The organism is Novosphingobium sp. ST904 (genome assembly GCF_001298105.1).
Classification (GTDB): domain Bacteria; phylum Pseudomonadota; class Alphaproteobacteria; order Sphingomonadales; family Sphingomonadaceae; genus Novosphingobium.
In genome coordinates, this window is record NZ_LGJH01000147.1 from 75,233 (window position 1) to 95,974 (window position 20,742).

The 20,742-nt window shown below is 66.5% G+C and carries 13 protein-coding genes and 4 pseudogenes; 3 read left to right on the forward strand and 14 right to left on the reverse strand.

All coding sequences use genetic code 11. The annotated features are described in order from the left end of the window. Positions 1–53 precede the first annotated feature (53 nt). The 3 genes and pseudogenes from ADT71_RS14735 to ADT71_RS14745 all read right to left on the reverse strand — a co-directional run bounded on the left by ADT71_RS14735 (position 54) and on the right by ADT71_RS14745 (position 4,358). Positions 54–1,523: a PepSY domain-containing protein gene (locus ADT71_RS14735; protein WP_054437965.1), complete on the reverse strand. Its 1,470-nt coding sequence runs from the start codon at positions 1,521–1,523 to the stop codon at positions 54–56. Further along, positions 1,523–2,086: a hypothetical protein gene (locus ADT71_RS14740; RefSeq protein ID WP_054437967.1), complete on the reverse strand. Its 564-nt coding sequence runs from the start codon at positions 2,084–2,086 to the stop codon at positions 1,523–1,525. Before ADT71_RS14740 ends, ADT71_RS14735 begins: the two co-directional genes overlap by 1 nt. Continuing rightward, positions 2,080–4,358: pseudogene (locus ADT71_RS14745) on the reverse strand (TonB-dependent receptor). Before ADT71_RS14745 ends, ADT71_RS14740 begins: the two are co-directional and overlap by 7 nt. A 431-nt stretch (positions 4,359–4,789) precedes the next feature. Here ADT71_RS14745 and ADT71_RS14750 point away from each other — a divergent pair. After that, positions 4,790–5,968, forward strand: a complete 1,179-nt coding sequence (locus ADT71_RS14750) for a sensor domain-containing diguanylate cyclase (protein WP_165913232.1) — start codon at positions 4,790–4,792, stop codon at positions 5,966–5,968. 110 nt (positions 5,969–6,078) lie between these two features. Here the strand turns inward: ADT71_RS14750 and pnp are convergent, their stop codons facing one another. The 5 genes from pnp to ADT71_RS14775 form a co-directional block, all read right to left on the reverse strand. Next, the gene (pnp, locus tag ADT71_RS14755) at positions 6,079–8,394 is read right to left on the reverse strand and encodes a polyribonucleotide nucleotidyltransferase (protein WP_054437972.1); all 2,316 of its coding nucleotides are present in this window, start codon (positions 8,392–8,394) and stop codon (positions 6,079–6,081) included. 167 nt (positions 8,395–8,561) lie between these two features. Then, on the reverse strand, positions 8,562–8,831 hold the full coding sequence (rpsO, locus tag ADT71_RS14760) for a 30S ribosomal protein S15 (RefSeq protein WP_021232261.1): 270 nt from the start codon (positions 8,829–8,831) through the stop codon (positions 8,562–8,564). A 5-nt stretch (positions 8,832–8,836) separates the two neighbouring features. Continuing rightward, positions 8,837–9,769, reverse strand: a complete 933-nt coding sequence (gene truB, locus ADT71_RS14765) for a tRNA pseudouridine(55) synthase TruB (RefSeq protein ID WP_054437974.1) — start codon at positions 9,767–9,769, stop codon at positions 8,837–8,839. 58 nt (positions 9,770–9,827) lie between these two features. After that, positions 9,828–10,514 (reverse strand): site-2 protease family protein, encoded by a 687-nt coding sequence (locus ADT71_RS14770; RefSeq protein ID WP_054437976.1) that lies wholly within the window; start codon positions 10,512–10,514, stop codon positions 9,828–9,830. 43 nt (positions 10,515–10,557) lie between these two features. Beyond that, positions 10,558–11,148, reverse strand: a complete 591-nt coding sequence (locus ADT71_RS14775) for a thymidine kinase (protein WP_054437978.1) — start codon at positions 11,146–11,148, stop codon at positions 10,558–10,560. Positions 11,149–11,272: 124 nt separating this feature from the next. On the opposite strand from ADT71_RS14775, the gene ADT71_RS14780 reads away from it, so the two are divergent. Further along, positions 11,273–12,868, forward strand: a complete 1,596-nt coding sequence (locus ADT71_RS14780; RefSeq protein ID WP_054437979.1) for a DUF1963 domain-containing protein — start codon at positions 11,273–11,275, stop codon at positions 12,866–12,868. Positions 12,869–12,903: 35 nt separating this feature from the next. Here ADT71_RS14780 and rbfA read toward each other — a convergent pair whose 3' ends face one another. Beyond that, positions 12,904–13,311, reverse strand: a complete 408-nt coding sequence (gene rbfA, locus ADT71_RS14785; protein ID WP_054437981.1) for a 30S ribosome-binding factor RbfA — start codon at positions 13,309–13,311, stop codon at positions 12,904–12,906. 109 nt (positions 13,312–13,420) lie between these two features. On the opposite strand from rbfA, the gene ADT71_RS14790 reads away from it, so the two are divergent. Then, complete coding sequence (locus ADT71_RS14790) at positions 13,421–13,780, forward strand: RcnB family protein (protein WP_054437983.1); 360 nt, start codon at positions 13,421–13,423, stop codon at positions 13,778–13,780. A 57-nt stretch (positions 13,781–13,837) separates the two neighbouring features. Here ADT71_RS14790 and ADT71_RS14795 read toward each other — a convergent pair whose 3' ends face one another. The 5 genes and pseudogenes from ADT71_RS14795 to rimP form a co-directional block, all read right to left on the reverse strand. After that, positions 13,838–14,368, reverse strand: coding sequence for a DUF1697 domain-containing protein (locus ADT71_RS14795; protein ID WP_054437985.1), 531 nt, complete (start codon positions 14,366–14,368; stop codon positions 13,838–13,840). 230 nt (positions 14,369–14,598) lie between these two features. Continuing rightward, positions 14,599–17,484: pseudogene (gene infB / locus ADT71_RS14800) on the reverse strand (translation initiation factor IF-2). A 23-nt stretch (positions 17,485–17,507) separates the two neighbouring features. Beyond that, positions 17,508–18,235, reverse strand: a pseudogene (locus ADT71_RS14805) (DUF448 domain-containing protein). Beyond that, a pseudogene (nusA, locus tag ADT71_RS14810) lies at positions 18,216–19,846 on the reverse strand (transcription termination factor NusA). The pseudogenes ADT71_RS14805 and nusA overlap by 20 nt, the downstream one beginning before the upstream one ends. Positions 19,847–19,849: 3 nt before the next feature. Continuing rightward, on the reverse strand, positions 19,850–20,410 hold the full coding sequence (gene rimP / locus ADT71_RS14815) for a ribosome maturation protein RimP (RefSeq protein WP_054438005.1): 561 nt from the start codon (positions 20,408–20,410) through the stop codon (positions 19,850–19,852). Between the last annotated feature and the right edge of the window lie 332 nt (positions 20,411–20,742).

The following is a 20,742-nucleotide window of genomic DNA, read 5'->3' on the forward strand; positions in this document are numbered from 1 at the left end:
GGGGCTCATGATCAACTGTTCCCGAGGGGCGTCCCGGGGGGGGGGCGAGGTGCCTAGGCCGCGCGGCCGCGCAGGAGCGAGGCCAGCAGGCCCGCTCCGCCCGCCAGCAGCAGGACATCGATCAGCAGCGATCCGCCGCCGGGCAAGGCCGCCGCGCCGTGGATCAGGGCCAGCATCGCCAGCAACCCCGCCAAGGCCCAGCGCCAGCCCCGTGCGAGCCGGGGTCCGGAAACCGACCTTGCCAGCGCCGAGGCCACTATCGACAGGACGGTGAGCCCCAGCCATGCCTGCGGAAGCGGCGCTTCGGGTGCGAATCTCGCCAGCAGCGCGGTCATGGCGAGGATCGCGGGCTGCCCCCAGCAGACGGCGGCCCAGATCCGCTCCCACTGCGGGGCCGCGCGGCCCCGGTCGCGGCGGCGGGCGAGCCAGATCGTCACCCCGCTCGACGTCACCACGCAAAGCGCCGCGCCCAGCAAGGCATAGGCGATCCGCACCGGCAGTCCGCCGTACCAGCCGAAGTGCAACTGGCCGATACCGCCAAGGATGCGGGTTCCGGTGGCGATGTCTTCGGGATGCTCCTGCGCGATGGCCTTGCCGGCGGCATCGAAACGGGTCTCGTCCTGCTGGACCAGAAGCCGGTCCCGTCCGCCGTGAACCGCAATGCGCATGTCGGCGCGGCCGGGCCGTTCGACCACGACGCTCTGCGGCCGGGCCTCGGGCGAATGCGCGCGCGCCTCGGCCATGAGGGCAGCGATATCCGGCAGCGGAACGGCGCGCGTATCGACGGGCGGCGGCGCATCGAGGAACAGTTCGTAGACCTTCTTCATCCCGCCTTGCGGGTAGAGCAGCAGGGCCAGCACCGCGACGATGATGGTGCTGAGGCCCAGCAGCGCCCCGGTCAGCGCCAGGGTGAAGTGGAACGGCAGCGCCCAGATGCCGAGCCGGTTGTGCAGATCCGCCTCCTGCAGCCGCCGCGAACCGCCGAGGCGCAAGTGGAAGGCATCGCGCAGCACCCGCGGATGGGCGAGAATCCCCGAAACGAGGGAGGACAGCAGCGCCACGCCGGTCAGCCCGACGATGAACTCGCCCCAGCTTCGCGGCAGGTGCAGGTTGACGTGAAGGTGGATCAGGAACTCGGTCCAGACCGCTTCGAGCCGCGAAAGCGAACCGTCCTGCGCCACCGCCCACTTGCGCTCGAACGTCGGGCTATAGGCGACCAGCGTGGCCCCCTCGCTGGCGGCGCTCGGCAGGGTCAGGTACAACGCGGCGTCGGCGGGCGTCTCCTTCGCGCCCTCGGCGATGGCGCGTGCGGCAGCCCGATCGCTCAGGCTTCGCGCCACCGGCGTGGCGGGAACTTCCCAGCGTTCGAGATCCGGCGCAAGGACGGCCACGGTCCCGGTCACGCAGACGAGATAGATCACCGCCGCAAAGGCGAGGCCGAGGATCGAATGGCTGCTGAGCACCGAACGCACCGTCTCGGGCGAGATCGGCCAGCGCCACTGTTTCTTGCGGGTATTGCTCATCACGAGGCTCCCAGATGGGCAAGGCCGAAGCCGATCACGCTGGTGCCCACCAGCACCGCCGCGGCGCGCAGGATGCGGCGGTCCGCGAGGGTCCAGGTCATGGCAAGGCCCCAGAGCACCGGCATCAGCAGCCCGCCCAGAACGATCCGGGTGCGCGGATCGCCCGGCAGGTAGACGGTCACGCAGAAGGCCACCGCCATCGCCGCAGTCATGCCGAGCGGCCCGGCTAGCAGCGTGCGCAGGACGCCGCGCCAGAAGCGGCCCGGTTCCTCCAGCGGTTCGGGCGCGGTGTCCGCCTCGCGCAGGCGCGCGGCCTTGCGCCGGACCCGGCCCAGCCAGATCACGACGAGCGCCCCGATGCCTTCCATGACGAGCGCCAGCGCGGTTCCCTTCACCGGGCCGATCGCGAATGCCGCCGCCAGCAGGAAGCCGAGCAGGACGAACCAGCCCCCGGCCACCAGGCCAAGGGCCGAACCGTCACGCCGCAGCCACGATCGCCGCAGCAGGAAGGCGCCGGACGCGCCCCCCGCCATCAGCAGGAGGCTTGCCGGCCAGATCACCAGTGGACCCCGGCGCCCAGGCCGAAGGTCTGCGGCTCACCCAGGATCGCCTGGTGGATCGCCGCATATTCGTACTGCTTGTACTTCTCGTTGAAGATGTTGCGGGCGAAGACGAAGAGCGACCAGTTCCCGGTCTCGTAGCCGAGCTTGCCGTTCACCACGGTACGGGCCGAAACCTTGTACTGCGCCTGGTCCTGCCCGACCCCGGTATAGACCGAGGTGCGGTAATTGGCGTTGACGTTCGCGGTGAACCCGCCGCCGAACTGCGCGTTCGCGCCGCCCGAAAGCGTCCATCGCGGGGCATAGGGGAACTGCGTGCCCTGGAGATCGACCGTGCTGGTGGCGCCCGTCGGCAGGGTGAAATCGTCGAACCGGGTGCGAACGTGCCCGACCGATGCATAGAGATCGATACCCGTCGCCACGGCGGCGTTCGCCTCCACCTCGAACCCGTAGAGATGCGATCCCGCCGCGTTGACGGTGTTGTAGTCATAGGCGTTCAGCCCGAAGTAGGCGGTGACCTGCTGGTCCTTCCACTCCATGTAGAAGAGGTTGGCGTTAAGCGTCAGGCGGCCGCCCAGCCACTTGGAGCGCAGCGAGCCTTCGTAGTTCCAGCTGAATTCGGAATCGTAGGGCACCAGTTCGGCGCGCGCGGGTTCTGGCTCGACCCGCCCGAGCGGTAGGCCCGCTGCACGGTGAAGGCGGTGGTGAGGTCGGGCGTCCAGTCCATGCTGATCCCGGCCTTGGGCAGGAAGGCGTTGAACGTGCGGCTGTTGGAGGCCAGCGGCGAGGAAGCATCGGAAACGAGGCCGAGCACGCCCTGGTTGATGACCGAGATGACCGGCGCATAGGCCGTGCCCATGAAGTTCACGTCCGGCAGGGTGCCGTTGAAGGCGGCCACGGTCTCCGCCGCGTAACGGTTGCGCTCGTGATCGAAGCGGAAGCCTCCGATCAGCGTCAGCCGGTCGGTCAGCTTGAAGCGGGCATCGCCGAACAGGGCCATCGTCTCGACCTTCTCGGGCTGCTCGGCGCTATAGGCAACCGGGATGACCGGAAGCTGGGCCGCATAAGCCGTAGCGATGGACTGCGCGGTTGCCGCGTTGAAACCGTTGGCTTGAAGCAGCCCCGCGATCGTCGCGGTCGGCGTGGCGATGTTGACGCGGCTGTTCTGGTCGATCGCGCCGGTGCGGCGATAGTACCACGCGCCCAGCAGCCCGCTCAGCCGCTCGTCCTCGTAATTGAGGCGCAGTTCCTGCGTCAGCGTCCTGTAGAGGTAGCGGTTGTCGATCGCCTGGATATCTTCCGGCGTACCGTCGGTGTCGATCACCGAGTGGACCTTGGAACGGTTCCACGAAGTCACGCTCGACAGCTTGAGCCCGCCTGCCAGCGGATAGCTGAGGTTCAGCACCGCCAGATCGCTGTCGATCTTGCCGCGGCTGGGCTGATCGCCGGTCGAGATACGGTGATCGAAGTAGTCCGGCACGTCGGTCCGCGAATATTCGTAGAGATAGCCGCCGTCGCGCCGCACGCGGTTATAGCTGGCCACCGCTTCGAGGCCGGGAATCGCGCTCGGCGTCCACATGACCTTGCCGCGCAGGTTCAGCGATTTCAGCGCGTCGTCATAACCGCCGCGCGTGACGTTGCGCACCAGCCCGCGATCCGCCCGCCGCTCGGCCGAAAGGCGTACGCCCAGTTCGTCCCTGATGATCGGACCGCCGATCGCGGCGGAGAAAGTGCGATCGTCATGCTCGGTCCAGAGCACGCGCGCATCGCCGCTCCAGCGGTCGAGAGCAGGGTTCTTGCTGGTGATGACGATACCGCCCGCCAGCGCATTGAGCCCCTGGATGGTGGACTGCGGCCCCCGCAGGACTTCGACCTGCTGCACGTCCCACATGTCGGTCGGGCCGCCATAGAGCGCCCACTTGGGGATCGGCGCGCCATCGACGTAGACGCTCGCCGCATCGGCCTGACCGCCGGCGCCCACGCCGGTATTGCTGACGCCGCGAATGGTGAAGCCCGACGAGCCATAGGTCTCGGAAAGGTTCGCGGTGCGGTTGTAGACGTCCTGAATGGTGATCAGGTTTTCCCGCTCGATCTTCTCGGATGTGGTGACGGCGATGCTGGTCGGCGTCTCCTGAAGCGTGCGGGCGCTCTTCTCGCCGGTGACGATGATGTCGTCAGGCCCGGAAACCTCGTCGACCGGAGCGCCCTGCGCGTGGGCGGGAACGGCGAGCGCAGCCATGGCGACGCTCGAAAGCAATGCGGAAAACCTGAACATGAAACCCCCTGTTCCTTCGCGCGGGGGCATAGATTTCATCGATATTGCGAGTCAATCGCATTCTCATTTTACCACGCCGCATTTTCCGCGACATGTCCGGCCCGGGTCTCGCCGCCCCGCGCGCAGGCCACGAGTCCGGGCGAGCGCACGAATGCCCCGGCGATGAATTTGTCGACGCGGCGGCGCTATCGATGCGATTGCGCAAATTTAACAAGCAGATTCCGTGATATATTGTTGAATAAGCGGCGTGTTTACCCCGTCGTAACCCTACCCGTTATCGTTTGTTAGTACGCAGGCGGTACTCTTTCATCCCGTCACAGGGGGCGCGGGCCATGGTGCCGATTGAAAGTATACTTTCGCCGAACAGAAAACTGACAAGCGCTCGCCGCGCCTCGGTTCATCTCGTTCAGGCGGCAAGCGCGGCCGGTGCCGTGGCCAGCATCTTCACCGAGGGCGCGGTTTCGCATGGCTTCGCCGCCGTTGCGGCGATCGGCGCGATTGCCACTCTTGCCGTCGGCATCCGCTACGGACGCCGCGCGGTGGCCGAACTCGATTCCCACCTCAAGCTGATCGACGAAGCCGGAGAGGCCCGGCGCCAGCTTGAGGAACTCTTCGCGATGACCGACATGCTACAGGCGGCGGAAAACCACGAAGATGCCGGCGCCGTCCTGCGGGCAAGCGCGGAACGCCTGCTGCCCGGCTTCAGCGGCGCGCTTTACGTCTTCAACAATTCCCGAGACCGGCTGGACCTGGCCAAGTCATGGAGCCGGAGCGAGGATTTCGAGCCGCCCTGCACGCTGTTCCCTGACAATTGCTGGGCACTCAAGCGTGGCAAGCCCCATATCAACGACGCGCGCAGCGGCACGTTATGCTGCCTCCATCCGATCGGTGGCAGTTCCACCATCGAAGTGCCGATGATGGCGCGGGGGCAGGTATTCGGGCTGCTGGTGTTCGCCAGCGAGGCGCCGGACGCGCTCGAACGGCTGACGGACCTGCTCCGCGTGGCACGCGCGCTGGCGGATTCGATGTCGCTCGCGCTGTCCAACATCACCTTGCGCGAAAAGCTGCGCACGCAGTCCCTGCGCGATCCGCTGACGGGGCTCTACAACCGCCGCTACATGGAAGACGCGCTCGAACGCTACATCAGCCTCGCCCAGCGCACCGGCACGGCAACTTCGGTGCTGATGATCGACCTCGACAACTTCAAGCGCCTGAACGACGATTACGGCCACGCCAAGGGCGATGCGGTTCTGCGCGACGTTGCCGGACAACTGGTGGGAACACTGCGGCCGTCCGACGTGGTGGCCCGCTACGGCGGCGAGGAACTGCTGGTGATCATGCCCAAGTGCAGCATCGACAATGCCGCCGCCAAGGCCGAAATCCTGCGCAAGCGGATCGAGGGGCTTTCGGAAATCCATGCCGCGCAGATCAGCGCCTCTTTCGGCGTGGCCGCCGTGCCCGAAACGGCAACCGGCGCCGCCGACCTCGTACCCATGGCCGACAATGCGCTCTACGCCGCCAAGCAGGCCGGCAAGAACCGCGTCGTCATCGCCTCCCGCCGCGGCAAGGCCGAGGACAAGAGCGCCCTGCGCCTGACCGCCTCGGCCTGATAGCCACCAACTGAAAGCCTCCGCCCGGTCCTGTCCCGAACACGAAAAAGGGGCCGCATCGCTGCGGCCCCTTCGTCTTTTCGGGTCCTGAAAGGCCGATCGCGCCGCGATCAGTCCTCCTTGAGGAACGCCGGCAGGTGGTCGGGATCGCCGCCGCCATTGCCGCCATCACGCGGACCACGGGGACCGCGATCGCCGCGCGGGCCACGATCGTTGCCGCCACGGCCGCCGTCACGGCGCGGACCACGACGGTCACCGCCGCGATCGTCGCGGGGACCACGATCGCCGCGCGGTTCGCGCGGTTCGCGGGCCGGACGGGTGTCTTCCAGCTCGGCACCGGTTTCCTGGTCGACGACGCGCATCGACAGGCGAACCTTGCCGCGCGGATCGATCTCGAGGACCTTGACCTTGACTTCCTGGCCTTCCTTCACGACGTCGGTCGGCTTTTCGACACGCTCGTTCTTCATTTCGGAGACGTGGACGAGACCGTCCTTGCCACCCATGAAGTTCACGAAAGCGCCGAAGTCGACGATGTTGACGACCTTGCCGTTGTAGATCTTGCCGACTTCCGCTTCCTCGACGATGCCGAGGATCCACTTCTTGGCGGCTTCGATCTGGGCGATGTCGGACGACGAGATCTTGATCACGCCTTCATCGTCGATGTCGACCTTGGCGCCGGTTTCGGCGACGATCTCGCGGATGACCTTGCCGCCGGTGCCGATGACGTCACGGATCTTCGACTTGTCGATCTGGATCGTCTCGATGCGCGGGGCGTGAGCCGACAGTTCGGTACGCGAGGAACCGAGCGCCTTGGTCATTTCACCCAGGATGTGCGCGCGGCCGGCCTTCGCCTGCTCGAGCGCCTTGCCCATGATTTCCTTGGTGATGCCGGCGATCTTGATGTCCATCTGCATCGTGGTGATGCCGAGTTCGGTGCCTGCCACCTTGAAGTCCATGTCGCCGAGGTGATCCTCGTCGCCCAGGATGTCCGAGAGGACGGCGAAGTCTTCGCCTTCCAGGATCAGGCCCATGGCGATGCCCGAAACCGGACGGATCACGGGAACGCCCGCGTCCATCATGGAAAGGCAGCCGCCGCAGATCGTCGCCATCGAGGACGAGCCGTTCGACTCGGTGATGTCCGACAGGATGCGGATGGTGTAGGGGAAGTCTTCCTTGGCGGGCAGCACCGGGTGCAGCGCGCGCCATGCCAGCTTGCCGTGGCCGATTTCGCGGCGGCCCGGGGCGCCGAAGCGACCCACTTCGCCGACCGAGTAGGGCGGGAAGTTGTAGTGCAGCATGAACGACGAGTACGACAGGCCTTCGAGGCCGTCGATCATCTGCTCGGCGTCCTTGGTGCCCAGCGTGGTGGTGCAGATCGCCTGCGTTTCACCGCGGGTGAACAGCGCCGAACCGTGGGTGCGCGGCAGGAAGCCGACCATCGATTCGATGGGGCGGACCTGGTCGAGCTTGCGGCCGTCGATACGCTTGCCGTCCTTGAGGATGGCGCCGCGAACGATTTCCGCTTCCAGCTTCTTCATGGTCTTGATGGCGACCATCTGCGTCTGCGGCGTTTCGTCCGAGAAGGCTTCCTTGGCCTTGGCACGGGCGGCGTTCAGCGCATTGGCGCGGGCCGACTTGTCGGTCAGCTTGTAGGCGGCGGTAACGTCCTTGCCGACGGCCTTCTTGAGCTTCGCCTTGATGTCGGCGGTATTGTCCGACAGGTCGATTTCCCAGGGGTCCTTGGCGGCCTGCTCGGCGAGGTCGATGACAAGGTTCACGACCTTGCGGCATTCGTCATGCGCGAACATGACGGCGCCGAGCATCTCTTCCTCGGTCAGTTCCTTGGCTTCCGATTCCACCATCATCACGGCGTTGCCGGTAGCGGCGACGACGAGATCGAGGCGGCCATCGGCCAGCGCGGCGGTCTGCTTCGGGTTCAGCGTGTATTCGCCGTCGACGAAGCCGACGCGGCAGGCGCCGATCGGGCCCATGAAGGGCACGCCCGAGATGGTCAGCGCGGCCGAAGCGGCGATCATCGCAACGATGTCGGCCTCGGTTTCGCCGTCATAGCTCAGGACCTGGCAGATGACGTTGATTTCGTTGTAGAAACCTTCGGGGAACAGCGGACGGACCGGACGGTCGATCAGGCGGCTGGTCAGCGTTTCCTTTTCGGTGGCGCCGCGTTCGCGCTTGAAGAAGCCACCCGGGATGCGTCCTGCGGACGAAAACTTTTCCTGGTAGTGCACGGTCAGCGGGAAGAAGTCCTGGCCTTCCTTCACCGACTTGGCGGCGGTAACCGCGCAGAGCACGACCGTTTCGCCATAGGTGGCGAGGACCGCGCCGTCAGCCTGACGGGCAACGCGGCCGGTTTCCAGAGTGAGCGTCTTGCCGCCCCACTCCATGCTTACGGTTTTGACGTCGAACATAAGAGGTTTTCCTCAGCCCACCGGCCCTATTGCACGGCGGGGTTTACTGCCGGGTATGCCGTCCCGGTCCGGTATGGAGCCGCTGTGGGGCCCCTGGGTCTGCCGCCGAATTGCGGACCGACCCCTGATGCAAGAAGCGGCCCGCTAGGGGCCGCCTCCCGTTAGTCTTACTTACGCAGACCCAGCTTCTGGATCAGGGCGTTGTACCGCGCGACGTCCTTCTTCTTAAGGTAGTCGAGCAGCGAGCGGCGCTTGTTGACCATGGCCAGCAGACCGCGACGCGAGTGGTTGTCCTTGTGGTGAGCCTTGAAGTGCTCGGTCAGGTTGCGGATGCGCTCGGTGAGGATCGCGACCTGAACTTCCGGGCTGCCCGTGTCGCCAGCGACGCGTGCGTTGTCCGAAATGATGTCCTGCTTCTTTTCAGCGGTAACCGACATAAACTTTACTCCGCGACATCCGATAGGTTGAACCCCCTGACAACGCGGGCTTCGCCGCCCGAAAGCTCCATGAGCGCGACGGGAATGATCCCTTCTCGCGCCCAGCAGAGCCCGTCATCATGGGGCAGTCCGGTCAGAACGCGGCCCTGTCGGACCGCCCTTACCTGCTCCGGACCGAGGTCGATGGCCGGGATGTCGTCCAGCCCCACCTCAAGTGGCAAGAGTATCTGTTCAAGCGGTGCGCCCTTGCCGATTTCGTTCAATTTGTCCAGCGAAATCGCGTGAGACAGGTCGAACGGGCCGGCCTTCACGCGGCGCAGCATGGTCACTGTTCCGCGCGTTCCAAGAGCTTGCGCGACGTCCCGGGCCAGGGATCGGATATAGGTTCCCTTGGAGACGTGGGCGAGCAATGTCGCCCCCTCCTCCGGATCGAATCGTTCGAGGCGCAAATCGAGGATAGTGACCGCGCGGGTCTTCAGCTCGACCTCCTGCCCGGCACGCGCAAGGTCGTAAGCCCGCTCGCCATCGACCTTCAGGGCGGAATAGATCGGCGGCACCTGTTCGATCGGGCCGGTGAAGCGCGGCAGCACCGCCTCCACCTGCTCAAGCGCCGGGCGCACGTCGCTTGTGGCGATCACTTTGCCTTCGAGGTCGAGCGTGTCGGTTTCCGAACCGAAGCGCACGGTGAAAAGGTAGCTCTTGCTGGCATCGAGCATGCGCCCGGCCAGCTTGGTCGCCTCGCCCAGCGCAACCGGCAGCACGCCGGTCGCCAGCGGATCGAGTGTGCCGCCGTGGCCGACCTTGACCTTCTTGCCGTAGCCCGCCTCGCGCAAGTTGCGCTTCACGGCGGCGACGGCCTGCGTCGAGCCTAGCCCCAGCGGCTTGTCGAGGATGATCCAGCCATGCGGAGCCGGGCGAGTCTGGGCGGGTGCATTCATCCCTCTCCCCAAGTCGCGCCGGGCCGGTTTGTCAACGATCGTCCGCCGAAACGGCGGCTCAGTCTCCTGCCACGAACTGCGCGAGGGCGTAGTAGTGCCCGGTCGCCCACATGACCGGCGGCACGACAAGGCGGCCGACCAGCCCCCACTGCGGGAAGAAGTAGGGAACGACGAGCAGGAGCACGATCAACAGCGGAAAACCATAGGGGCGAAGCCGTGCATAGGGCTCCGCCAGCCCGCGCGGCAGCAGTCCCTCGACGATGTGCGATCCGTCGAACGGCGGGATCGGCAGGAGGTTGAACAGCGCGAGGAAGACGTTGATCATCATGAAGTTGTTGAGGTTCTGCCCGGCGAACTGAAGCACATCGCTCTCGGACGACCCCGCCAGCCTCACCAGCAGTCCCAGCAGCACCGCGCCGATCGCCGCCAGCACGAGATTGGAAACCGGCCCCGCCGCCGCGACCACCATCATCCCCCGCTTCGGATCGCGCAGGCGCCAGCGGTTGACCGGCACCGGTTTGGCCCATCCGAAGATCGGCGCGCCGGCCAGCGCCAGCGCACCGGGGAGGATGACCGTGCCCACAGGATCGACGTGGCGCAGCGGATTGAGCGACAGCCGCCGCTGCTCCCGCGCGGTGGGATCGCCCAGCGCGAGCGCGGTCCAGCCATGCGCCACTTCGTGGAAGACGATGGCAAGGATCAGGGGAATGACGAGCGCTGCGGCCTGCAGCAGGGTCTGGTTCATGCCCGTGATCTAGGTGCGCATGCGCTCGCCCGCAATGGGCCCGTCACCGCCCGAGCGCTTCGCCGAAATGCTTGCGGCACAGCGCCACATAGCGATCGTTGCCGCCGATCTCGGTCTGCGCGCCTTCGTGAACGGCGCCGCCCGCGGCATCGACCCGCAAGTTCATCGTCGCCTTGCGGCCGCAGTGGCACACGGCTTTCAGTTCGATCAGGGCATCGGAGATACCCAGCAATACCGCCGAACCGGGGAACAGTTCGCCCCGGAAATCGGTGCGCAGCCCGTAGCACAGCACCGGGATGTTCAGCCGGTCGGCGATATGGGCGCATTGCCAGGCCTGCCCAGGCGTCAGGAACTGCGCCTCGTCGACCAGCACGCAGGACAGCGGCTCCACCGCGTGGACCGCCTTCACGTGTGCCACCAGGTCGGTATCGGTCAGAAAACGGCGCGCTTCGGCATGGAGGCCGATGCGGCTTTCGATCGCGTGATCCTCGCCCCGCGCCTCGCTGCGGTCGTCCAGCCCCGCGGTCCAGAGCATCGTGCGCATGCCGCGTTCGTGGTAATTGAAATTCGCCTGAAGCAAAGTCGCCGACTTCCCGGCATTCATGCTGGCATAGTAGAAATAGAGCTTGGCCATCGCGACTGGGGATAACATGCGTATTCCCGGCCTGCACGGCACACGCGGCGATTGTCCCCGCTTGAATGAATTGTTCCGCCGCTATCTAATCCCGCTCGAACGACAACCGTGGTTGGAGTTGGGCATGAAGAGATGGATCGCCGTCATCGTGATCTTCGCGCTGGCCGGGCTGACCACCGGGTATCTGGCGCTCGCTCCGCGTGCCGCCCATGCCACCGGCTCGCTGCGGCAATTGCTGGACCCGCTGGACCAGCGCGCCGCCGATCTCGTTTCGCTCCTTGGCCGTACCGGCGCGCTGATCGCACCGCTCGCGCTGGCTCTCGTGCTGTCGCTGGCCGTTCTCCTCGCCGCCCGCTTCGCGCGCCGCAAGCCCGCGCCCGGTCCGGTCTGGCGGCCCGAACCGCTGACCGACGAACAGCGCATCGCCGGGCCGCACGGCCGGTTCGCGCCCTCGCCGCCGACCACCGGCGAACTCGCAGACTTCGCTCCCCCGCCGCGCCCCGTCGTCCTTGTCCGCAAGCCGCGCGAGCGCGGGCGCGACTGGTTCGGCGATGCAAGCTGGCTCGGCGGCCTGCCCCGGCTCGGCAAGACCCCGTGGCCGAGAGACGAGAACGGCGTGCCGCTGCCCTTCGCCGCGCAGATCGATCTGGCGGAACTCGCCGCGGCATGCCCGGAAAGCCCGCTGCCGCATCAGGGTTCGCTTGCCTTCTTCGCCGGTCCGGGCGCGGTCATCCCGGTGCCGCCGGGCAGCGGCGATTTCTCCGCCCCGCCTGCCCAGCTGCCTCCTGCCGATGACGAAGGCGGCCATGCGCTTCCCGCTGATGCCGCCCGTCTCGGCCACAGCTTCTTTCCATACTGGCCGGTGGAGCCGGTCGCCATCACCCTGCCTGACGAACTGAACGATTACCGCGAGATCGGAAACGACGAGGCGATCGAACAGGCCATGCTGGATCGCCTGCGCGCCCGCTATCCGCTGCGGACCGGGCCATTCACGGTGGAAGAGCCGGTCAGCTGGATGTGGTGGCACGGCGCGATCCATCTGGCCACGGAGTTCCGCGCCGCGATGGACCGCGCCCCGCGCCTGATCGCATTGCGAGAGGACCGCACCGCCGCCGCCCGCGCCGATCTCGACATGCTGGAAGACGATCCCTCGACCACCCCGCTCCAGCTCGAAGCGGCGCGGCGCGCGCTGGATCGGGAAGATGCGCGGCTTCGGGCCATCCGAGCGCAGTACGAAGCCCTGCCGCAAGTCATCGCCGCGATGGACGGCTTCGTCGATGGCCGCGATCCCTGGGCGCCGCTGGGCGCGGAGGAACTGGCGGTGGTGCGGGACGTGCTCTCTCACGTCCACCGGGACTGCGGGGAACTGGTCCGGCAACACGCGCCCCGCAGCCCTGCGGAACTGGCGGCGCTTTCACTGCGGGCGATGGTTTCGGGACCGCCGGAAGCGCTGCCGCAGATCCCGGATGCGGAACTGGCGCGGATCAACGCGGGCTTCCGCCTCGCCAACCTGCACCAGCACCAGGTCTTCGGCCCCGGCAGCCGCCACCACGCCGCGCGCGACGATCATCGCGGCGACGTGCTGCTGCTGCAGCTCGGCCATGACGACATGATGGAATGGAACTGGGGCGAGCTTGGGCTCTACCAGTTCTGGATCGCCCCGCATGACCTTGCGGAAGGCCGGTGGGACAAGGTCGCGCTCACTTTCGAGGCGGGCTGAGGCGATCCCGGATACCCGCGCTCAGGCGGGCCAGGTCATTCCTCGCCGGCGCTGTCCTGCAGATCGCGCTTCACGCGCGGGTCGTTCAGCAGCGAATCGATACGGCTGGCCTCGTCGAAGGTCTCGTCGGCGCGGAAACGGATCTTCGCCGCGTAGCGCAGCTTGAGCCGCTGGGCGACCTCGCGCTGGAAGAACGCGGTGTGCGTGCGCAGCGCCTTGAGCACCGCTTCCTCGTCCTCGCCCAGCAGGGGCTTCACGAAAACGTTCGCATGTCGCAGATCGGGCGTCATGCGCACTTCGGTAACGGACACCGCATGCGTGCTGAGTGTCTGGTCGTGCACCTGCTGGCGGGTGAGAATCTCTGAAAGGACGTGACGCACCTGTTCGCCCACCTTCAGGAGGCGGACGGCGTGCTGCTCGGGAGTTACTTGCTGGCGTACCATGGCTTTGTCCCATGTGGGCTGACGACGACAATTTGCAACAATTGATTACGGCTCGAAAGCCGCTTTGTGTGGTTTAGCTCCTGCAAGTCATACTTCGAGGAGCTACCGAATGAGGAATTTCACCGCTGCCCTGCTCGCCGCCGCCCTGCTCGCGCCGACCGTGGCGGCGCCGGCCATGGCCGCCCCCGGCGGCCACGAGCCTGACCGTTCGCAGGCCCATTCGCAGCAGTCGAACCACGCGCCGGCCAGGAAGGCCCCGCAGCAGAACAAGGGTCCGCACCAGTTCCGCAAGGGCGAGAAGTTCGACCGCAACCGCGCCTCGAACTACCAGGTCGTCGACTATCGCAAGTACCGCAACGTGAAGGCGCCGCCGCGCGGCTACCACTATGTGCGCTCGGGCAATGACCTGCTGCTGGTGGGCATCACCAGCGGCATCGTCGCCGCCGTGACCAGCGGCATGTTCCGCTGATCGCGAACGGATCGCGAATGACGGGGCGCCGTGCCGGACCAGGCACGGCGCCCCTTTTCACATCTTGGTCACGATCCGCGCCAGCGTGCGCACGTTGCGCGCCGCGCCCCGGCAGCCGAGCCGCTTCTCGATGAATTCCATCGTCAGCGGGCTCTCACCCATCGGCCCGCCGAAATCCACGAACAGGCAGCGATCGCCGAGCGCAAGCCGCTCCGCGCCGATACTGCCGTGGTCGCCAACCAGACGGCCGAACTGCTGCTTGGTCGGCTGCCGTTCCAGCAGCACGGTATGGACGAAGGCGTCGTCACTTCCCACGAAGGGATTTTCCTCCACCGCCGCGCGAATTTCGTCGCGATTGCGGACGGCCGTGTAGGCCGACATGTCGAAGCGGTCACGCATCAGGTAGGAGAGCAGATCCTCCAGCCCCTCGGTCGGGCGTTCCTCGTATTCGAACAGGACATTGCCGCTGGAGATCACCGTTTCGGCATTCTCCAGTTCCTCGCGCTCGAAGGCATAGCGCAGATCCGCCATCGACAGGCGATCCCCGCCGACGATCAGCGAGGCAAAAAAGGCGCAGTAGCGGGTCATCGGTTCACCATCATGGCCAGGGGATGCGGGCGGCAGGCCGAATAGCGGCCCCGGTATCCACCCACATCCCGACGTTTCAAACAGACCGGCAAGGGAAGCATCGGCATTTCCGCCCGGCGTCTTGCGGCGGCCCGGCTCCCCAAAGACCGACGCCACCGCCGGGCTTCATGCCCGACGGTGGCCGTCCGATACTCAGGAGCCGAAGCCCTGCAAGCCTGGTCCTGCGGACCTTAGCCGACAGTACGCTCGCGGTGGCTGACTTCGAAGACTTCGAGGTGGTCGCCCGCCTTGATGTCGTTCGTATCGGCCAGCACGACACCGCATTCCAGACCGGCGCGCACTTCGTCCACGTCGTCCTTGAAGCGGCGCAGCGAGGAGATCGTGGTCGCCGAAACGATGACATCGTTGCGGGTAAGACGCGCGCTGAGACCCTTGCGGATGAAGCCGTCGACAACGAGCAGACCTGCTGCCTTGTCGCGCTTGCCGGCCGGGAAGACCTGCTTGACCTCAGCGCGACCGACGACGGTTTCGATGCGTTCCGGACCCCAGATGCCGGCCATCTGCTTGGCGACTTCGGCGGTCAGTTCATAGATGATGTCGTAGTACATCATCGGCGTCTTGGTCTTCTCGATCTGCTCGCGCGCCTTGGCGTTCGGGCGGACGTTGAAGCCCACGATCGGCGCACCCGAGGCCGAAGCCAGGGCCACGTCGGTTTCGGTGATGGCACCGCGCCCGAATGCAGGATGCGAACCTTGATCTCGTCGTTCGAAAGGGCATGGAGCGCGGCGTTGATCGCCTCGACCGAGCCCTGCACGTCCGCCTTGACCACCACCGGATACTCGATGACGCTCTGCTTGGCGGCAAGCGCCGAGAACATCGTGTCGATGCTGGCGGGAGCCGTGGCGGTGCGCTTGGCGGTCGCCTGTTCCTGACGGTAGGCCGAAACCTCGCGGGCACGCTGCTCGCTGTCGACGACGGTCAGCTTGTCACCGGCCATCGGCACACCGCCGATACCCAGCACTTCGACCGGCATCGACGGCGGCGCCGCCTTCACCTGACGGCCCTTGTCGTCGAGCATGGCGCGCACGCGGCCGCTCTCGGTGCCGACGACGAGGATGTCGCCGACCTTCAGGGTGCCGCGGTTCACCAGCACGGTCGCCAGCGGGCCCTTGCCCTTGTCGAGCTTGGCTTCGATCACGGTCGCCTCGGCCTCGCGGTCGGGGTTGGCCTTGAGCTCCATCAGTTCAGCCTGGAGCAGGATCTTCTCGATCAGCTCGTCCAGACCGGCGCCCGTCTTGGCCGAAACCTCGACGTCCTGCACGTCGCCCGACATCGCCTCGACGACGATCTCGTGCTCCAGCAGACGCTCGCGGACACGCTGCGCATTGGCTTCGTGCTTGTCGATCTTGTTGATCGCCACGATCATCGGCACGCCGGCGGCCTTGGTGTGATTGATGGCCTCGATCGTCTGCGGCATGATGCCGTCGTCGGCGGCGACCACCAGGATGACGATGTCGGTGACGTTCGCACCGCGCATGCGCATCTGGGTGAAGGCAGCGTGGCCGGGCGTGTCCAGGAAGGTGACGAGATCGCCGCCCTTGGTCTTGATCTGGTAGGCGCCCATGTGCTGGGTGATGCCGCCGGCTTCGCCGCGAACCACGTCGGTACCGCGCAGCGCATCGAGCAGCGAGGTCTTGCCGTGGTCGACGTGGCCCATGATCGCCACGACCGGGGGACGCGACTTCAGGGTCTCGACCGCATCGACGTCGGCCGAAGTGTCGATGTCGACATCGCTTTCGGACACGCGCTGGATGTTATGGCCGAATTCGGTGACGAGCAGTTCGGCGGTATCCTGGTCGATCGTCTGGTTGACGGTGACCATCATGCCCATCTTGAACATCGCCTTCACCAGGTCGGCGCCCTTTTCGGCCATGCGGTTCGCCAGTTCCTGCACGGTGATCGCCTCGGGGACGACCACGTCGCGGACCTGCTTTTCACGCTGCTGCGTGTAGCCGCCGAAGTGTGCACGGCGTTCCTTCTCGCGGGCGCGCTTGAGCGCGGCGAGCGAGCGGGCGCGGGCGCCTTCGTCCTCGTTGAGCGCACGGTTGACCGTGAGCTTGCCCGACTGGCGGCGATCGCCACCCTTGCGGTCGCGGTCGCCGGGGCGCGGAGCGGGAGCCGGAGCGCCCTTCTTGGCCGCGGCCGGGCCCTTCGCGGCGGTGTTGCCGCCCGAGGTGTTGCCCGAAGAGGTGTTGCCCGAGGCGGCACCCGCCGAACCGGCGTTCGCGGCAGGCGCATTGCCCGAACCGGCGTTGCCGGCATTGGCATTGCCCGAAGCGGCACTGGCGGCGGCCGGAGCCACGGGTTCCGGCTTGCGGATGGGTTCGGGGCGCTTCACCGGGGTGAAGCGACGCGCGCCGGGGCCGGGGCCACGGGCGCTGCGACCGGCGCCGGGGCCGGAGCAGCGGCAGCCTTGGCTTCCGGTGCCTTCACTTCGGCAGGCGCGCTTTCGGCAGCCTTGGCGACCGGAGCGGCAACAGCCGGTTCCACCGGAGCAGCAGCTGCGGCCGGGGCTTCCGGCGCCGGGGCAGCGGCAGGCTCGGGAGCAACAGGCTCGGGCGCAGCGGACTGGGCCGCCTGTTCCTCTGCCTGGCGAACCTTGGCTTCTTCCTCGGCACGGCGATTGTCTTCGGCGCGGCGCTTCTCTTCCTCGTGAGCACGAACCTTTTCTTCGTGTTCACGGCGGTTCGCTTCCTCGAGCGCGGCGAGTCGGGCTTCCTCGGCCTCGCGCTGAAGACGGGCGACTCGCTCCTGCGGAGTCTCGTTCGAGGGAATCGGCTTGCGCGGCGGCGGCGGCGGAGCCGCGCGCTGCGGGGCAGGCTGAGGCGCGGCGGCTGCGGAGCAGGTGCGGCCTGAGGTGCGGGTGCGGCCTGGGGCGCGGCTTCGACGGCGCCTTCGGAACCCGGCTTGCCGAGCACCTTGCGGCGCTTTACCTCGACCACGACCTTGTTGGTCCGGCCATGGCTGAAGGTCTGCTTGACCTCACCGGCTTCCACGGAACGCTTAAGCCCCAATGGCTTGCGGCCCAGGGTCGGTTTGTTGTCGGTCTCGCTCATATCTCTCGTCGTGCCCTTCAGTCTCAATTCGTCGCCTCGGGCGCGGCGCTGCGTGCCGGCCCGTTGCCACCATCCATACCGTCCCCGTCCGTCTCGGTGCGGGGCTGCCCCTGGAAATGCAGAAGGCGCTGCAGCAGCGATGCGACTCGTTGAGCCGCTCCGCGATCGTTCAGCGCCAGGTGAACGACGTTGTCGCGGCCCAATGCCACAGACAGCGTCTCCCGGTCCAGAGGCAAGCGTATGCCCTTTAGACCGCTTCCTTCCGCCTCGCTCCCGACTCTCCAGGCCTGGTCGAGCTTGCGCGAGCCGTCTTCGCTCGCATCGGCGGCGTGGGCAAGCCAAGCGACCCGGCCCTCACGCGCGTTCTGCGCGATGCGGTCCGAGCCCATGAGCAGCCTGCCCGATTTCAGTTCGAGGCCCAGCCGATCGGCCAGTGCGCGGACAAGCGCCTGTTCGATCCGATCGGCAAGGTCTTCGGGGATGGCCAGCGGCGCGCCTTTGTAGGCACGCGCCATCGCCCCTTTCAATTTGCCCTTCTCGAGCGATTTTTCAAGGTCCGAACGAGAAACGCCAATCCACGCGCCGCGCCCGGGGGCACGCGCGTGGATGTCGGGAAGGACCAATCCGTCCGGCGAGATCGCCAGACGATGAAGTCCTCACGCGCACCGATCTCACCGGAGAGAATGCATTTCCTCTCCGGGCCGGCGCCGTCAATGTCGGAGCTTACGCGCTCATTGCGAGGATTCCGCATCGGCGGCCTCCTCGGTCTGCGGTTCGGACTCTTCCGAGTCCTCGAACCAGTGGGCGCGAGCTGCCATGATGATTTCGTTACCCTGTTCTTCGTTCAGGCCGTACTCGCCGAGTACGCCGCCCTTGTCTTCGTCACGCGCGCGCGGTTCACCGAACCGTCGCGGCGGCGCTGCTCGGAGCGCTTCTTGGCGATGAGCTCGTCCGTGGCGAGATCGGCCAGGTCGTCCAGCGTCTTGATGCCCGCCTTGCCCAGAACCACCAGCATGGCCTCGGTGAGGTGCGGCAGTTCGGCCAGTGCGTCCTCGACGCCGAGCGCGCGGCGTTCCTCGCGGCTCGCTTCCTCGCGGCGCTCGAGCGCTTCGAGGGCGCGGCTCTGCAGTTCCTCGGCGAGTTCCTCGTCGAAGCCCTCGATCGCGGCCAGTTCGTTCAGCTCGATGTAGCCCACTTCCTCCAGCTCGCTGAAGCCTTCGGCCACCAGCAGCTGCGAGAGGGTTTCGTCGACGTCGAGCTCTTCCTCGAACATCTTGGAGCGCTCGGTGAATTCCTTCTGGCGCTTTTCCGAAGCCTCGGCCTCGGTCATGATGTCGATCTGCGAAGCGGTCAGCTGCGAGGCCAGACGCACGTTCTGGCCGCGGCGGCCGATTGCCAGCGAAAGCTGGTCATCGGGCACGACGACTTCGATGCGGCTTTCTTCCTCGTCGATGACGACGCGGCTGACGGTCGCGGGCTGGAGCGCGTTGACGACGAAAGTCGCGGTGTCCTCGCTCCAGGGGATGATGTCGATCTTCTCGCCCTGCAGTTCCTGCACGACGGCCTGCACGCGGCTGCCCTTCATGCCGACGCAGGCGCCGACCGGGTCGATCGAGTGATCGTTGCTGATCACGCCGATCTTGGCGCGCGAGCCCGGATCGCGGGCAGCGGCCTTGATCTCGATGATGCCGTCGTAGATTTCGGGCACTTCCTGCGCGAAGAGCTTCTTCATGAAGTCCGGGTGCGCGCGGGAAAGGAAGATCTGCGGACCGCGGTTCTGGCGCTCGACGCGCATGACCAGCGCGCGGACGCGCTCGCCGACGCGGGCGGCTTCGCGGGGGATCTGCTGGTCGCGGCGGATGACGCCCTCGGCGCGGCCGAGATTGACGATCACGTGGCCGAATTCGACCGACTTGATGACGCCGGTGATGACTTCACCCGCGCGATCCTTGAATTCCTCGTACTGGCGATCACGCTCGGCGTCGCGGACCTTCTGGAAGATCACCTGCTTGGCCGACTGGGCGTCGATGCGGCCGAGATCGACCGGGGGCAGCGGATCGACGATGAAGTCGCCGAGCTGCGCGCCCTTCTGGAGCTTGTCGGCCTGCTTGAGATCGACCTGCTTGAAGTAGTCCTCGACGTTCTCGACCACTTCGACGACGCGCCAGAGACGCAGGTCACCGGTGCGCGGATCGAGCTTCGCGCGAATGTCGTTTTCCGCACCGTAGCGGTTGCGGGCCGACTTCTGGATGGCTTCTTCCATCGCCTCGATGACGATCGACTTGTCGATCATCTTTTCCGAAGCGACGGAGTTCGCGATCGCGAGCAGCTCGGCGCGGTTGGCGGAAATCGCACTGGCCATGGCTTAGTCTTCCTGTTCCTCGACAATCTCGTCGGCCCCGCTGTCGTCCAGCGGGCGGGTTGCTGCGATCAGCCTGTCGGTGAGGACAAGCCTTGCGGAATGAATATCACTGAGCGGAAAGGTCACGCGGCCCGACTTGCGATCGTCCAGCGTCACCACTTCGCCTTCGAGGCCCACCAGATCGCCCTGGAGCGTCTTGCGATTGCCTTCCACCGGCGCCGTCAGCGTGACCTTGGCTTCGTGCCCGGCCCAGTTCACATAGTCCTGCGGACGGGTGAGCGGACGGTCGATGCCCGGCGAGCTGACTTCGAGGCGGTAGGCTTCGCTGATCAGGACTTCACCGGCTTCCTCGAGCGCGTCCATGCGGTCCGAGACGCGGTGCGAGAGCTTCACGCAGTCATCGATCACGAGCTGGCCCGTCGCCGGGTTCTCGGCCATGATTTGGAGCGCGATCTCGTCATCGCCCACTTCGCTCTTGCCGAAGATTCGCACGCGCACGAGATCGAATCCGAGGGCCTTTACCTCCGGCTCGATGACTTCGGTAATGCGTGCAATGTCGGCCAAGCCCAGTTCTCCGGTAAGATTCGCGATGATCAAAGCGACATCAGGTGCCACGCAGTTTCGCGCCGGCCCCTTCCGGCGCCAGCCCGAACCTTGTTTCACCAATGTCGGGATGAGGCGCAGATAAGCCCATCGCCGGAAAAATGCAAGAGAGAGTCTTGGCCCTGCGCGCGCCCCCGGCGGCGGCGGAAAAATCCGCCTCTTGCGGGATTTCGCGGACGCGGCCCAGCCGCCATGGCCCCTCACCCGGGGAGCGGGACGGCAAGTACATGAAAGTGCAGGCCGGGCGAGTTTCGGGTGGGGGGGGACCCGCCCGGCCTGCGTCGGCGGGGGAG

What these genes read in the sequence shown, in the direction of transcription:
- ADT71_RS14735 (WP_054437965.1), bottom strand. Translation starts at nt 1,523, where the DNA reads ATGAGCAATACCCGCAAGAAACAGTGGCGCTGGCCGATCTCGCCCGAG.
- pnp (WP_054437972.1), bottom strand. Translation starts at nt 8,394, where the DNA reads ATGTTCGACGTCAAAACCGTAAGCATGGAGTGGGGCGGCAAGACGCTC.
- rpsO (WP_021232261.1), bottom strand. Translation starts at nt 8,831, where the DNA reads ATGTCGGTTACCGCTGAAAAGAAGCAGGACATCATTTCGGACAACGCA.
- truB (WP_054437974.1), bottom strand. Translation starts at nt 9,769, where the DNA reads ATGAATGCACCCGCCCAGACTCGCCCGGCTCCGCATGGCTGGATCATC.
- ADT71_RS14770 (WP_054437976.1), bottom strand. Translation starts at nt 10,514, where the DNA reads ATGAACCAGACCCTGCTGCAGGCCGCAGCGCTCGTCATTCCCCTGATC.
- ADT71_RS14775 (WP_054437978.1), bottom strand. Translation starts at nt 11,148, where the DNA reads ATGGCCAAGCTCTATTTCTACTATGCCAGCATGAATGCCGGGAAGTCG.
- ADT71_RS14780 (WP_054437979.1), top strand. Translation starts at nt 11,273, where the DNA reads ATGAAGAGATGGATCGCCGTCATCGTGATCTTCGCGCTGGCCGGGCTG.
- rbfA (WP_054437981.1), bottom strand. Translation starts at nt 13,311, where the DNA reads ATGGTACGCCAGCAAGTAACTCCCGAGCAGCACGCCGTCCGCCTCCTG.
- ADT71_RS14790 (WP_054437983.1), top strand. Translation starts at nt 13,421, where the DNA reads ATGAGGAATTTCACCGCTGCCCTGCTCGCCGCCGCCCTGCTCGCGCCG.
- ADT71_RS14795 (WP_054437985.1), bottom strand. Translation starts at nt 14,368, where the DNA reads ATGACCCGCTACTGCGCCTTTTTTGCCTCGCTGATCGTCGGCGGGGAT.